Origin of the sequence: Bradyrhizobium valentinum (assembly GCF_001440405.1) — a bacterium.
GTDB classification, from domain to species: Bacteria; Pseudomonadota; Alphaproteobacteria; order Rhizobiales; family Xanthobacteraceae; genus Bradyrhizobium; species Bradyrhizobium valentinum.
Genome location: NZ_LLXX01000121.1, coordinates 13,078 through 27,069, shown reverse-complemented (window position 1 = coordinate 27,069; position 13,992 = coordinate 13,078). Strand labels below are relative to the sequence as shown.

The window sequence follows — 13,992 nt, the reverse complement described above, 5'->3', positions numbered from 1 at the left end:
GGGACGGTGAAGACCGATATCGCGCGCACACTCGCGGCGTTGAATGCGACCAACGAAGCGATTCTGTACGCCAAATCACCCGAAGAACTGTACGCGAAGGTCTGCGAAGCCGCGTTCTCGGTCGGCGACTTCCTGGCCGTGGCGGTCTTCCTGCTGGAGCCCGAGACCAATCTTTTGCGCTTCGCCGCCGGCTGTGGCGACGACGTTCCTCGGCTGCGCAGCATCGATATTTCGATCGTGGCCGGCACGCCCGAGGGATCCGGAGTTGCCGGACAAGCCTTCCGCGACGGGCGAATATGCGTCAGCAATGATTTCCTGAACGAGCCGCGCTCGCTGGCCTGGCGCGAGGGTGCCAAGGCCAATCAGGTGGGCGCCGCGGCGGCGCTGCCGCTGACCTGCAATGGCGAGAGCGTGGGCGTGTTGCTCATTTCGCGGCGCGAGGCGCACTCGATCGACGGGCAGCTCGTCTCGATGCTGGAGCGCGTGTCGGCAAACATTTCGTTTGCACTCGACAACTTCGACCATGAGGCCGCGCGCAAGAACGGCGAGCGCACCATGCGGCGGTTGAACCGGATGTTCGGCGCCATCAGCGCGACCAATGAAGCCATTCTTCGCGCCAAGACCGAACAGGAACTCTATCAGCGCGTCTGCGATGCCGCGGTACACAGCGGAAAGTCCGCAGCTACCGTGGTCCTGCTGGCGGAGCCGGACTCGATCTGGTTGAAGCCGGCCGCCGGGACGGGCGCCATCGTCGAACAGATCATGCGGGCGCCGTTCTCGATCGACGCCGGCAACCCGTATGGAACGGGCGTCTGCGGCAGGGCATTCCGAACGCAGCAGCCAGCCGTCAACAACGACATCCTCAACTCGACTCAGGGCCAGCCCTGGCATCAGGCTGCGCGCGAGACGGGCGTCACCGCCTGCGTCGCTGTTCCCCTGGTCAAGGCCGACGAGAGCGTCGGCGTGTTGCTGTTCTTTGTCGGAAAGCTGTGGGCGGAGGACGAAGAGATCGTCGCCCTGATGGCGCGGATCGCGGAGAACGTCTCGTTCGCGCTGGACAATTTCGAGCGCGCCGGTGAAAAGGCGAGAGACGACGCCCAGAAGGAACGTCTGAGGCGCATGCTGGCGGCGCTCAGTGCGACCAATGAAGCGATCGTTCGTGCCACGTCGCGGACGGAGCTGTTCGAGCTGGTGTGCGAAGCCGCCGCGAAGGGCGGCCGGTTCAACTCGACCAGCATATTGCTGGCTCGCCCCGACAGCCACGATATCGATCTGGTGGCCGTCGCGGGACCGACGTCAAACAACATGCGGCGGGTCAAGGTTTCGACCAACGCGGATCTTCCTGAAGGGCGCGGTCTCTGCGGCAACGCGTTCCGCTCAAGACGAGCCTGCATCGCCAATGATTTGCGGGCCGATTCGCGAGGGTCGGCATTTCGGCAGTTCATTCACAGCGACGGCGCCATGTCGGGCGCTGCTTTTCCGCTGCTGGTTTCCGGTCAGCCCGTCGGCGTGATGTTCTTCATCTCCTCCGAGAAGGATACGTTCACGCCCGAATTCGCCGAGCTGCTGCAGCGGCTCACGGAGAATGTATCGTTCGCGCTGGAAAACTTTGACCGGGCCGACGAGAAGGCGAGGACCGAAAGTCAGAAAGAACGCCTGACCCGGATGTTCGCTGCTTTGAGCGCGACGAACGAGGCGATCATGCGGGCAAAATCCCGTGAGGACCTGTTCGACCTGGTGTGCGAAGCCGCGGCGGGTGGCGGCAGGTTTACGTCGACCACCATCGCATTGGCGGATTCCAGCAGCGATCTTCTCAGAATCGTGGCCGCCTCGGGCCCGGCAGCCGAGACGACGCGGCACGTCAGGTTGTCGGTGGATGAAACCCGTCCCGAGGGCCGTGGGCTCAGCGGAACGGCGTTCCGAACCAGGCGCCCCTGCATCACCAATGATTATGTCACCGACCAGCGCGTCGCCGCCTTCCAGGCCGTCGTCGGCAGCTACGGCGCTCAGTCAGGCGCTGCCTTCCCCCTCCTGGTGCGCGACGAGCCGGTCGGCGTCATGATTTACATGTCCCTGGACAAGGACACGTTCACTTCAGAGTTTTCGGAACTGCTGCAACGACTGGCCGACAATGTGTCGTTCGCGCTGGAGAATTTCGACCGCGCCGACGACAAGGCACGGACCGAGGTCCAGAAAGAGCGCCTGACGCGCATGCTGGCGGCGCTGAGCTCAACCAACGAGGCGATCATCCGCGCCTCCTCTCGGGCGGAACTGTTCGAACTGGTGTGCGAAGCGGCGGCGAACGGCGGCAAGTTTACCCTGACCTCCATCGCGCTGATCAAGCCCGACAGCGAATATCTTGACGTCGTGGCTGCCGCCGGCCCGACCGCATCGAGCGCGCGCCAGGCAACGATATCGAGCAGCGAGGCGCACCCGGAGGGACGTGGGCTCTGTGGTTCGGCGATACGTTCGCAGCGTGCCTGCATCATCAACGATTACCTTGGTGATCCGCGCGCCGAGGCGTTTCACGCCACCGCTCGCAATGACGGCACGAACTCCGGCGCTTCATTCCCCCTGCTGGTGCAGGGGCAGGTCGTCGGTGCGATGTCTTTCATGTCGCGTGAGAAGGATACGTTCACGCCCGAGTTTGCGGAGTTGCTGCACCGACTTGTTGACAACGTATCGTTCGCGCTGGAGAATTTCGAACGCGCCGACGAAAAGACCAAGGCCGACGAGCGGATCGAGTATCTGGCGTCGCACGACAGCCTGACCAACCTGCCGAACCGGGAAATGTTCAACGGCATGCTTCGCGGTGCGATCGATGCTGCCGCGCGCTACCAGCGGCAGTTTGCCCTGCTGTTCATCGACCTCGACAGGTTCAAGGTCATCAACGATTCGCTGGGACATGACGCCGGCGACATGCTCCTCGTCGAGATCGGCGGCAGGCTGAGGCACGCGCTGCGTTCGAGCGATGTCGTGGCGCGGCTCGGCGGCGACGAATTCGTGGTCATTCTGGAGGAGACCGCCGAACGTCACGAGATCGAGCGCATTGCCGGCGAGCTGCTTTCCGTATTGAGCCAGCCCCTGCAGCTCAGCGGTCACGAGTGCCATACCACCGCCTCGATCGGGATCGCGATGTACCCGTCCGACGGCACCGACATGCAGACGCTGACCAAGAACGCCGACATGGCGATGTATCTCGCCAAGGAGGACGGCAAGAACGGCTTCCGCTTCTTCACCAAGGAGATCAAGACGCAGTCGATCGAGCGCCTGACGATGGAGAGCGCGCTGCGCCGTGCGCTCGAGCGCGACCAGTTCTCGCTGCACTATCAGCCCAAGATCGATATGGCGAGCGGCCAGATCACCGGCGTTGAGGCGCTACTGCGCTGGATTCATCCCGAATTAGGCGCCGTATCGCCGGGGCAGTTCATCCCGCTTGCCGAGGAAACCGGGCTGATCGTTCCGATCGGCCGCTGGGTGCTCAAGGAAGCCTGCGCGCAGAACATGGCCTGGCAGCGCCGTGGGCTGCGCCCGGTGACAATGGCGGTCAACCTGTCGCCGCGGCAATTCGCCGATCCGCATCTGTTGCACGATGTCGACGAGGCGCTGGTGGCAAGCGGCATGTCGCCGGTGCTGCTGCAGCTCGAAGTCACCGAAAGCATGGTGATGCGGAACGTCTCGCGCGCGATCAAGGTGCTGGACGCGATCCAGAGCCGCGGCATTCGACTTGCGATCGACGACTTCGGTACCGGCTATTCGTCAATGTCGCTGATGAAGCAGTTCCCGATCGATACCATCAAGATCGATCGTTCCTTCATTCGCGACCTGCCTGTCGATTCCGAAGACCAGGCCATTGCGCAGGCGATCATCAGCATGGGCAAGGCGCTTGGTATGACCGTCATTGCGGAAGGTGTCGAGACCGTGGAGCAGGAGGCTTTCCTGCGTAGCCATGCCTGCGATGAAATGCAGGGCTTCCTGTTCTCCATGCCGCTGCCTGCGAAGCAAATGGCCGATCTGCTTCGGGCCGAACCGCGGCTGGCTTCGCCGCCATTGCAGCCGGAAGCCGGGTCAGGGTTGAAAAGCACTGTCGTCTGACGGTTGCGGGTGCAGCTCGCGGACTGCTGGGTCCGGGATGGCCGTTTTGCGGGGAAAATCATAAGGCCACGGCACAGACGTCTGGCCTGCGAAGGCCCCAAGGAAGATGTCCGCGGCGGACGCATAAGTTGCCCGGTCTGGCAATCCGAGCTCGGCGCACCATTCGGCGGGGAGCGACTGGGAGGAGGCGCGCAACTCCATCGCGGGTCCCCACCACCATGCCGGGGCGGGTGATCGTTCCGTTTCCGGAACGGCACGCCACGTGATGTATTCGCCGATCATACGTTCAAATTGCAGTCTCGCCGCCGGATGCATTCCATCTCCTGAAGCCTGATGATATCCGCATCCACGGGCGGCGCAATGCATGTTGCCGGTTATTGCCGGCCGTGTTGCCAGTGCAAGGTCACATCCGCGCCTGATTTGTTGAGATGGACATGCTGATCGACGTGGTCGACCCATGACATCGGAATGAAGTGATGATGCTGGCCATCAGGCGAACTCTGTTTGGTCAGCTTGATCTTGTCGGTTCCTTCCATATGGTCGACTTTTCCGACTGTCTTCTTGTCCGACGAGATGACGTCCATATGTTCCCGGATCTGTGAAGCGGAGGCCATGTTTCATATCCTCCAATGGTTGGGGAGATAAAACGCGCCGCTGCCGGAATGGTTGCCCGGTCGTTGATCTCGAAGCCGGTCCTGTTCAGCGGTTACTTCTCTTCTGCCGCCGTCGAGGTCGCCGGACCTTCGCCCATGATCAGTAGAACGGCGTCCCCATCCTTGGCGCCGTCCCAATGCACCCGCTTGCCGAAGTGCGTGACGAAGCTGCCGGCCGGCATCGGCGTCGTGTTGGCCCTGTTCTCATGGGGCAAGGCGCCGGACGTGCATGCGAGACCGGCTGCTATGACGCGCACAACGCAATTGCAGCATGAAAAACGGATTTACGCCGTGAACTGTGATGCTAGGTTGCGTCCAACAAAAAGCAGCCATGGGAGGGTGACGTTCATGAAGCGCATATCGGTACTTGCCGCCGGTCTGGTGATCGGCGCCGCCGCTATTCAATTTTCCAGCTTGGCGTCCGGCCAGAGCGATGGCTGGGTGACGCTCGTCGACAGCACCAAGATGGGCGACTGGATCGAGATCGGCAAAGCCAACTGGGCGATGAAGGACGGCGCGCTCGTCGCGGACAAGATCACCGAGGGCAAGGATCCGTCCTATCTCGTCAGCAAGAACTCGTACAAAGACTTCGAGATGAAGGTCGAGTTCTGGGCCGACGATGACGCCAACAGCGGAATTTTCATTCGCTGCGACCAGTCGGGGAAGATCGACTCCAAGATCTGCTACGAGGTGAATATTTTCGACAAGCGGCCCGATCCGACCTACGGCACCGGCGCAATCGTCGATGTGGCCAAGGTCGACCCGATGCCGAAGGCGGGCGGCAAATGGAATACCTACGAAATCACGGCCAAGGGACCGCATCTCGTTGTCCTGCTGAACGGCCAGAAGACCGTTGATGTCCAGGATTCAAAACACGCCAGCGGCCCGTTCGCGCTGCAGTACGGTTCTGGCGTCATCAAGTGGCGCAAGGTGCAGATCAAGCCGCTGTAGGTCGCTGAGCGATCGCTTGCACCGCTCGTCTCACACCCGACCAGGCGCACCCGTCTTCAGCGGGTGAGCCTTCTTGTGCCACGCCCACGCGGTACGGATGATCGTGGCCAGATCCGAATGGGTGGGGCTGAAGTTCAACGTCGCGCGTGCGGCGGAGGGATCGGCGACCAGATAGGTCGGATCGCCTGACCGCCGTGGCTTGACGACGTGGGGGACTTCGCGGCCGGTTTCGGCCGTGATCGCCGCGAGGATCTCGCGGACCGAAAAGCCGTTGCCGGTGCCGAGATTGAACGCGCCGCCCGAATGACCCTCGAGCAGCAGCTTGAGCGCAAGCACGTGGGCGGCCGCGAGATCGGTCACGTGAATGTAGTCGCGGATCGCTGTCCTATCGGGCGTGTCGTAGTCGTCGCCGAACACGGCGAAGTCAGGTACGTGTCCTTGCAGCGCCATCATGGCGCGCGGGATGAGATGGGTTTCGACCTCGCGCAGCTCGCCGATGCCGCCGGCGGGGTCGGCGCCAGCAGCGTTGAAATAACGCAGCGCGAACGAGCCGAAGCCATAGGCTGCGCGATAATCCGCCAGCACGCGCTCGATCATCCATTTCGAGGCGCCATAGGGATTGATCGGGGCGCAGGCGTAATCCTCACGCAGCGCCTTGCTGTCGGCATTGCCATAGACCGCGCCGGTCGACGAAAATACCAGGCGCTTGCAGCCGGCCTCGCGCATGGTCTCCAGCAGAGACAGCGTGCCGGCGAGATTGTTGATGTAATATTTCTGCGGATCGGCAACGGACTCGCCGACCAGGCTGGAGGCGGCGAAATGCATGACGGCCACGATGTCATGCTCGGCAAAGGCCCGTGCCAGCGTGGCCCTGTCGGCGATGTCGCCGACGACCAGCGTGCGCGCGACGAAGCTGCGGTGGCCGGTCGAAAGATTGTCGTAGGTGACGGGCTGATAGCCCGCCGCATCTAACGCCCTGCAGCAGTGCGAGCCGATATAGCCCGCGCCGCCGGTAACGAGAATGGCTGGACGGCTGCTCATTGGTTGTGTTTCCTGCCGATATCAGTCGATCGGCTCCTGTTCAGCAATAGATAGAGCGCGCGCGGATTAGTGGTCAAATAGTGCCAGAACAGCCGGCGCGGCTCCAGCCAGATGCACCAGGTCCATTCGAGACCGGCGCAGAACCCCGCGCTGCCCATGGAGCAAGATCGGTGCCGAACCGGCGCAACACATCTTGCCGCGCATTAGCGTGGTTAACTTGCCGCTTTTCTCGCGTCTCTTGCAGCAAAGCCGTCGGCGAGGCCCGGCAGCATCGGCATGGCAAGCGGATGAGCTAACCCGAATGGGGCGTGAGCAACGCCGGCGACAACCCGTTCTTCGTTCAGCAGATGCACGACCGGTTCATGAAGAACCAGGACAGGATTTCCTACGCCGCTTACTCACCGGTTGTTCCGAAAGCTGTTCAGCCGCTGATTTGCGACGCGAGTTTGTTCAGCGCGAATTAACCGCGTCCATTAACCGTCGCTGGAGTTCGTTGCTTCACGCTTCGGGGGCGGGACCGAATATTGCACGACTGTGCGCGTTACGTTCGACGGGCCGGATCAATACCGGAATGAACGACCTTATCGAGACGGAAGTGTCCCGGCATGACGCCGCCAATCCCGTTTCGAGACGATGAGACATATTCGTGAACGACCTAAGCGTCATGGCAGAGATTTCGATCAGCGATCTCCGGGTGAACGGGCCTGATCCGTCGGTCAGGGCTCTCCGCGCGCTGGTGGCGATCTCGCCGGCGCTCGATCCCACGGTTGAAACCGTCGTTTGCATCCCCTGTTTCCGCCGTCCTCAGCATCTGCGCCGGACGCTGGAGTCGCTTGCCGCTCAGCGCACCAGCCGTCGCTTCGCCGTCGTCATGGTGGAGAATGATGCGTCGAAGAGCGAGAGCGTCCCGGTTGCGGCCGAATTGCTGACGTCGGGGAAATTCGCAGGGCTGTGCGTGATCGAGCCGCGGCAGGGCAATTGCCATGCGATCAACGCTGCCTTCGAGACGGCGCTGCAGATGTTCCCGGCGGCAACCAACTTGTTGATGATCGAAGACGACGAAATCGCTTCGCCGGACTGGCTGGAGCAGATGGTAAGGACTGCCAATGCGACCGGCGCCGACATCGTCGGCGGACCGGTATTCCCTGAATTCGATGATGAACGGAAGCGCGGCTTGCGCCGCCACCCCGCTTTTGCCCCAGCGTATGACGCCTCAGGCCCGGTGCCGTTGATCTACGGCTGCGGCAATTGCCTGATCCGGCGCTCGGTATTTGAGCGGTTGGGCATGCCGGCGTTCGATCTCCGTTTCAATTTTCTGGGCGGCGGGGATACCGATTTCTTCTACCGTTGCATGAGGCTCGGCTTGCGGTTTCATTGGGTGGCCAAAGCCGTGATCAGCGAGACCGTGCCGAAAAGCCGGAGCAGCTTGAAATGGCTGGCTATGCGCGGCCTGCGGATCGGAGCGATCAATTATCACGTCCAGCGCAAGGCGACGCCGACGCTCTGGCTGCGGGCGAAGTTGACCGCCAAACTGCTGGCAGCCTTGCCGCTTTCTATTGTCTATGCCGTGGGCGTAATCCTGACCGAACGTGAGCGGACGATTGCCATGCATCCCATTACGGTGGCGATCGGCAGCGCGCTGGCCGCGCTCGGCCTCGAACCGCAACCCTGCAAGGCTTCGAAGATCGTCTCATGAGACAGGTCGTCGACGCATCTGTAATCCGTAACCTGGCTGCCGGGATAGAGCGCCGGCAGCGCTGCACAGAGACGGCGCGCGATCGTGTGGTGCGCGCATTGCGCAACTATCCGCGGCTCCTGGCTGAGACGCGCGCTCGGTAAGCCGCTGCCACACGAAGATTGACACATTGTTGCCGCACGGGAACGGCGTGCAAATATGCAACACGTACGGGGATTGTGCGGATGTTCTTCCTGTGTTCGCGAGAGTTCATGATCGCCCTCGCGCTATGGGCATATGCTCCGCGTTGGGTCAGGGACCACTGGTGAATGCTTTCTTGAAAGCTTTCTTGGGGAGAGCCGACATGCCAGCCTATATCCATCAGCACGATATCGAACCAGCCTTCGTCATCTGTCCGAGCTGCGTCGGACTGCCGATGTTTGTGCGCGACGTCGAGCCGCATTGGAGCATGGCGAAGATCGACCTCACCTATGAATGCGCCGACTGCGGCGCCGAAGTTCGCCAGACCATCGCGAAGCCGCAACTGCAACATTAGCCGGTGAATTCGCAGGGCAAAGCGCAACCCAACGATTTCTTTGCCGCGATGGTGGGTTACGCCTGTGCCTAACCACCCTACACAGCAGCATTAAACCTGCCGCACCACACCCGGCTTGCCCGGATCGCAGTCGAGTTCCCCGCGATCCCACTTCGCTGCGATCGCCGTGGCCTCGTAGGTGCTCTGCAGGAAATCGAGCAGCGCCTTGTCGGGATCGGCAGCCGTGCGCACGGCATCGTAGGGCAGGATGAACTCGCCGAGCGCTTCGCTGAAGAACGCCGCCTCCGGCAGCACCTTCGCCGCGCGGAAGCCTGATGGCTCGGGATAGGCATAGGAATAGAACGCGGGATAATCGATCGCGCCACTGCCTGGCCAGAAGCCGGCGCTGCTGACTTCGTGTGAATAGGCTTCATGGGCGACCGGGTCGGGCAAATTCGGCACGCCGCCCGGATGGCGCGGCGCGCGACGGCCTGAGAAGCGCGTCACCGCCAGATCGAAACTGCCCCAGAAGAAATGCACTGGGCTCGCCTTGCCGAGGAAGCCGGTGCGGAATTGCTTGAAGACGCGGTCGCAGTTGACCAGGATTTGCAGGAAGCGCCCGACGGCATCGGGATCGTAGGAGGCGTGCGCGGTGTCTTCTGGGAAGCGCACCGGATCGGGCAGTTCGTTCGGCATCTCGTCGATGGCAACGGCAATGCCGAGTTCGGCAAGTGCAGCAAGCGTGGCGGCGTAGAAGCTGGCGACGGAATGACCCGCCAGCGCAAAGTGCCGCTGCGTGCCGTCGCTGGTCGAGATGCTCAAGCGATGGTCGATGAAATCAAAATCGATCTGAAACGTTCGCGCGCCGTCGGGCATCGGGGAAGTCGTCAATCCGCGCGGCGTGACGTAGAGCGTCACATGCCAGGAATGATTGAGCCAGGGCGATTTGGTCAGCCGGATCTTGCCGATGATCTGGGTCCAGAGGTGCAGCGTCGCGCAGGTGTCGCGCCACGCCGCGGTCGGCAATTCCGGCCACGGGCCTTGCGATTTTTTGCTCATATCAGAACCCTGTCGGCGCTCATCGTGAAGACAGAAGGCGTATCACGAATTCATGAGAGGTTTAAAAAGCGCGGCTCACGATTTCGTGCATTCCCGGCAGCGCCGCTGTGCGCGAGGCGCGGTAGAGGCTCCGCATCACAGCTTGCAGCGGCTGACGCGCCAGTTGAGCGATGAAAAGAAGTTCGACCATCATTGTTTCCGCCGTGAGGGACGAGACAGGGCGGCATCCCCGAATGAGAATGCCGCCCTTGTCGCATCAGCCGTGCAGTTTGCTGGCGGTCTCGGCGATCACGCGTCCTTGATAGCGCGCGCCGGCGAGTTCGTTTTCGCTTGGCTGGCGGCTGCCGTCGCCGCCGGTGATGGTGGTCGCACCGTAAGGCGCGCCGCCGGTGACCTCGTCAAGCTTCATCTGGCCGGCGAAGCCGTAGTTCAGACCGACGACTGTCATGCCGAAGTGCAGCAGATTGGTGATGATCGAGAACAGCGTGGTTTCCTGTCCGCCGTGCTGGGTCGCCGTCGCGGTGAAGGCGCCGCCGACCTTGCCGTGCAGCGCGCCCTTGGCCCAGAGGCCGCCGGCCTGATCGAGGAAGTTCGCCATCTGCGAGGCCATCCGGCCAAAGCGCGTGCCGGTGCCGATGACGATCGCGTCGTAATTGGCGAGATCCTCGATTTTGGCGATCGGTGCGGCCTGATCGAGCTTGTAGTACGAGGCTTTGGCGATCGCTTCAGGCACCAGTTCCGGCACGCGCTTGATGTCGACGGTGGCGCCGGCCTTGCGCGCGCCTTCCGCGACGGCGTTCGCCATCGCCTCGATGTGACCGTAGGCGGAGTAATAAAGCACGAGTACTTTGGCCATGATGGCTTTCCTTTGGGTTTGAAGTTGTGTTGTTTGTTGGGTGTCATTGCCGGGCTTGACCCGGCAATCCATCGCCTTTGAAAGAGTCTCGCTAAGAGGATGGATGCCCGGGTCAAGCCCGGGCACGACAAGCAGTGAGTGGGCGGGCTACGCCGCGTCGACCAGCACCAGTTCGGAATCTTCCAGCGCGGTAATCGTCAGCTTCGCCTCGTCGCGGATCGCGGCGCCGTCGCGGGCGTTGACGCGAACGCCGTTGACTTCGACGCTGCCGGCCGCCGGCACGAGATAAAGATGACGCGCATTCTGCGGTGCGTATTCCGCCCGCTCGCCGGCCTTCAACGTGGTGGCGAGCACCCGCGCATCGGCGCGGATCGGCAGCGCGTCCGTGTCGCCGGCGATGCCGCTGGCGATGGTGACGAGCTTGCCGGAGCGATTCGACTTCGGAAACGGTTTGGCGCCCCAGGTCGGCTGGCCGCCCTTCGTCGTCGGCTCGATCCAGATCTGGAAGATCTTGGTCTTCGAAGGCTCCAGATTGTACTCGGAATGACGAATGCCGCTTCCGGCGCTCATCACCTGCACGTCGCCGGCCTCGGTCCGGCCCTTGTTGCCGAGCGAGTCCTGGTGCGTGATCGCGCCTTCGCGGACATAGGTGATGATTTCCATGTTGGCGTGCGGATGGGCGGGAAAGCCGGTGTTCGGCGCGATCTCGTCATCGTTCCACACCCGCAACGCGCCGTGGCCCATATTGTCGGGATCGTAATGGCTGCCGAATGAGAAGTGATGTTTTGCCTTCAGCCAGCCGTGATCGGCGCTGGCGAGTTTTGCAAAAGGTCTGAGCTCGATCATGGAATATTCCTTCATTGTAAGTTTTTTGAATTAGGCGGCCGGGCGGCATCCGCCCGGCCTCGCTGGGTTAGAGTTACGCGCCGAAGCCGCCATCGACATTGAGCACCGTGCCGGTCACGAAGGACGCTTCGGGGCTCGCGAGGAACAGCACGCCGGCTGCGATTTCTTCCGGCTTGCCGAAGCGCTGCAGCGCGTGCTGCTTGCGCTGGAGGTCAGCAAAATCGCGGTCGTCGTCCGGGTTCATGTCGGTGTTGATCGATCCCGGCTGCAGCACGTTGACGGTGATGCCGCGGGGGCCGAGATCGCGCGCCGCGCCCTTGGAGTAGCCGACGACGGCAGCCTTGGTGGCGGCGTAATCGGCGAGACCGGGGAACGAGGCGCGGGTCGCGATATCGGAGCCGATCGTGACGATGCGGCCGCCTTCGCCCATCAGCTTTGCCGCGGCGCGGATCGCCGTGATGACGCCATCGACGTTCACCGCACTCTGCCGGGCTAGTGCCGCGCCTTCGGCGGCGAGGGCGCGAGCGCTTGCCGCGCCGATCCCGCGCGAACCTCCGGTGACGAGGGCTACCTTGCCTGAGAGCTTCTTGGTCATTGGATTTCTCCGTTGCTTGAATTCCGATGGACCATTGGATATGCGCTGCGACGTGGTATAGAAATAGAAACTATTGAAACTCATTGTTTCCAAAAGTGAGCCTTGAATGTCGAGACTCCCAGATTTCGAGGCGCTCGCGATTTTCGCGAAAGTCGTGGAATTGCGGTCGTTTGCGTCAGCCGCGACCGAGCTGGTGCTGTCCAAGGCCACGGTGTCCAAGGCTGTCAGCCGGCTGGAGCAGCGGCTCGGCGCGCGGCTGTTCAACCGCACCTCGCGGCGGCTGGCATTGACCGATGCCGGGCAGAAGCTCGCCGAGCGCGCGGCGCGCCTCCTCGCGGATGGCGAGGACGCCGAGAACGAAGCGCTGTCGCAAGCGATGGCGCCGCGCGGGCTGGTGCGGCTCGCGGTGCCGATGACGTTCGGGGTGAAGGCGGTCGCTCCGTTATTGCCTGAATTTCTCGCGGCTTACCCGGAAGTCTCGATCGATCTTCATCTGAGCGATGCGGCGGTCGACCTGATCGGCGAAGGGTTCGATGCCGGTTTGCGCATCGCGCGGCTGCCAGACTCTTCGCTGATCGCGCGGCGGCTCTGCGCGATGCCGCGCTACACGATCGCGGCGCCGGCCTATTTGAAGCGCCATGGCAGGCCGACGCATCCGATGCATCTCGCACAGCACAAATGCTTCGGCTATGCCTATCTCTCGACACCGGGCGTCTGGCACTACACCAACGCGGCCGGCGAGCAGGCCAGCGTGCGGCCTGCGGGCCAGCTCCGCGTCAACAACGGCGAGGCGCTGCTGCCGAGCGTCATTGCCGGGCTCGGCATCGCCGACCTGCCGGATTTCATCGTTGGCGAGGCCATCGCATCGGGCGAGGTCGAGGTGATCCTGAAAGGCTGGCATCAGCCCGAAGGCGCGGTGCATCTGGTCACCCCACCCGGCGGCCCGCGGCCTGCGCGCGTGGAAGTGCTGGCGGATTTTCTGGCGAAGCACTTTGCGAAAGCGAAGAAGCGGAAGTAGCCGGTTCTGTGTCGACCATTAAACCCTCATGGTGAGGAGGCGCGCAGCGCCGTCTCGAACCACGAGGCCCCGCTGGTGCCCTTCATCCTTCGAGACGCCGCTGCGCGGCTCCTCAGGATGAGGTCTGACAGTGCACTAGAAGTTGGTGGGCACGCTGCGCTTTGCTCACCCTACGATTTGAGGCTACGCTCGTCAGACAACCAAAACAAAATCGCTGGGGAGAAACCACCATGAACCGCCGCGAGCTCCTGAAAGCCGCCGCCGCGCTGCCGCTGGCGAACACCGTGCTCTCGCACACCGCCTTCGCGCAAAGCCCATATCCCTCGCGCAACATCACCATGATTGTCCCATTTCCGCCGGGCGGCCAGGCCGATCTCGCGGCGCGCCCTGTGGCGCAGGCGCTGGAGCGGATCTTCGGCAAGCCCGTGATCGTCGACAACCGCGCCGGCGGCGGTGGCGGATCGGTCGGCAATGCGGCGGCGGCGCGCGCCGAGCCTGACGGCCACACGCTGTTAATGACGCTGTCTTCGCTCGCCGTGCTGCCAGAAGCCGACCGCTTGTTCGATCGCCCGGTGGCGTATGAGGTCGCGCAGTTCGCGCCGATCGCGCGCGTGCTGGCTGATCCGACCCTGCTGGCGGTGCCGGCGTCGGCGCCGTGGAAGACGCTG

General features: G+C 62.8%; 15 protein-coding genes. 7 read left to right on the top strand and 8 right to left on the bottom strand.

Annotated elements, in window-relative coordinates:
* Positions 1 to 6 precede the first annotated feature (6 nt).
* Positions 7 to 4,095 (top strand): bifunctional diguanylate cyclase/phosphodiesterase, encoded by a 4,089-nt coding sequence (locus CP49_RS20205; RefSeq protein ID WP_057852026.1) that lies wholly within the window; start codon positions 7 to 9, stop codon positions 4,093 to 4,095.
* A gap of 374 nt (positions 4,096 to 4,469) precedes the next feature.
* On the opposite strand, the gene CP49_RS20200 is transcribed toward CP49_RS20205, so the two are convergent.
* Complete coding sequence (locus CP49_RS20200) at positions 4,470 to 4,709, bottom strand: DUF2171 domain-containing protein (RefSeq protein ID WP_057851971.1); 240 nt, start codon at positions 4,707 to 4,709, stop codon at positions 4,470 to 4,472.
* A gap of 92 nt (positions 4,710 to 4,801) precedes the next feature.
* Positions 4,802 to 5,005 carry a cupin domain-containing protein gene (locus CP49_RS44810; protein WP_156438530.1) on the bottom strand — a complete coding sequence of 68 codons (204 nt, stop codon included), beginning with the start codon at positions 5,003 to 5,005 and terminating at the stop codon, positions 4,802 to 4,804.
* A 91-nt stretch (positions 5,006 to 5,096) separates the two neighbouring features.
* On the opposite strand from CP49_RS44810, the gene CP49_RS20195 reads away from it, so the two are divergent.
* Positions 5,097 to 5,699, top strand: a complete 603-nt coding sequence (locus CP49_RS20195) for a 3-keto-disaccharide hydrolase (protein ID WP_057851970.1) — start codon at positions 5,097 to 5,099, stop codon at positions 5,697 to 5,699.
* Between the two features lie 30 nt (positions 5,700 to 5,729).
* Here the strand turns inward: CP49_RS20195 and galE are convergent, their stop codons facing one another.
* Complete coding sequence (gene galE / locus CP49_RS20190; protein WP_057851969.1) at positions 5,730 to 6,740, bottom strand: UDP-glucose 4-epimerase GalE; 1,011 nt, start codon at positions 6,738 to 6,740, stop codon at positions 5,730 to 5,732.
* A 308-nt stretch (positions 6,741 to 7,048) separates the two neighbouring features.
* Between galE and CP49_RS44805 the strand changes: the two genes are divergently transcribed.
* From CP49_RS44805 to CP49_RS20180, 3 genes are all read left to right on the top strand, one after another.
* Positions 7,049 to 7,204 (top strand): hypothetical protein, encoded by a 156-nt coding sequence (locus tag CP49_RS44805; RefSeq protein WP_156438529.1) that lies wholly within the window; start codon positions 7,049 to 7,051, stop codon positions 7,202 to 7,204.
* Between the two features lie 200 nt (positions 7,205 to 7,404).
* A complete protein-coding gene (locus CP49_RS20185) occupies positions 7,405 to 8,436 on the top strand; it encodes a glycosyltransferase family 2 protein (protein WP_057851968.1) in 1,032 nt (343 codons plus the stop codon).
* Positions 8,437 to 8,779: 343 nt separating this feature from the next.
* A complete protein-coding gene (locus CP49_RS20180; RefSeq protein ID WP_057851967.1) occupies positions 8,780 to 8,971 on the top strand; it encodes a hypothetical protein in 192 nt (63 codons plus the stop codon).
* A gap of 90 nt (positions 8,972 to 9,061) precedes the next feature.
* Here the strand turns inward: CP49_RS20180 and CP49_RS20175 are convergent, their stop codons facing one another.
* From CP49_RS20175 to CP49_RS20160, 5 genes are all read right to left on the bottom strand, one after another.
* A complete protein-coding gene (locus CP49_RS20175; RefSeq protein WP_057851966.1) occupies positions 9,062 to 10,009 on the bottom strand; it encodes a DUF5996 family protein in 948 nt (315 codons plus the stop codon).
* A 61-nt stretch (positions 10,010 to 10,070) separates the two neighbouring features.
* Positions 10,071 to 10,202: a hypothetical protein gene (locus tag CP49_RS48675; protein ID WP_276326498.1), complete on the bottom strand. Its 132-nt coding sequence runs from the start codon at positions 10,200 to 10,202 to the stop codon at positions 10,071 to 10,073.
* 63 nt (positions 10,203 to 10,265) lie between these two features.
* Positions 10,266 to 10,865, bottom strand: a complete 600-nt coding sequence (gene wrbA / locus CP49_RS20170; RefSeq protein ID WP_057851965.1) for an NAD(P)H:quinone oxidoreductase — start codon at positions 10,863 to 10,865, stop codon at positions 10,266 to 10,268.
* A gap of 147 nt (positions 10,866 to 11,012) precedes the next feature.
* Positions 11,013 to 11,711 (bottom strand): pirin family protein, encoded by a 699-nt coding sequence (locus CP49_RS20165; RefSeq protein WP_057852025.1) that lies wholly within the window; start codon positions 11,709 to 11,711, stop codon positions 11,013 to 11,015.
* Between the two features lie 73 nt (positions 11,712 to 11,784).
* Positions 11,785 to 12,306: an SDR family oxidoreductase gene (locus tag CP49_RS20160; protein ID WP_057852024.1), complete on the bottom strand. Its 522-nt coding sequence runs from the start codon at positions 12,304 to 12,306 to the stop codon at positions 11,785 to 11,787.
* Between the two features lie 106 nt (positions 12,307 to 12,412).
* Between CP49_RS20160 and CP49_RS20155 the strand changes: the two genes are divergently transcribed.
* Together CP49_RS20155 and CP49_RS20150 are read left to right on the top strand one after the other, a co-directional pair.
* Positions 12,413 to 13,324, top strand: a complete 912-nt coding sequence (locus CP49_RS20155) for a LysR family transcriptional regulator (protein ID WP_057851964.1) — start codon at positions 12,413 to 12,415, stop codon at positions 13,322 to 13,324.
* Positions 13,325 to 13,554: 230 nt separating this feature from the next.
* Positions 13,555 to 13,992, top strand: a 438-nt coding sequence (locus tag CP49_RS20150; RefSeq protein WP_249762056.1) for a tripartite tricarboxylate transporter substrate-binding protein, incomplete at its 3' end; no start/stop codon positions are given.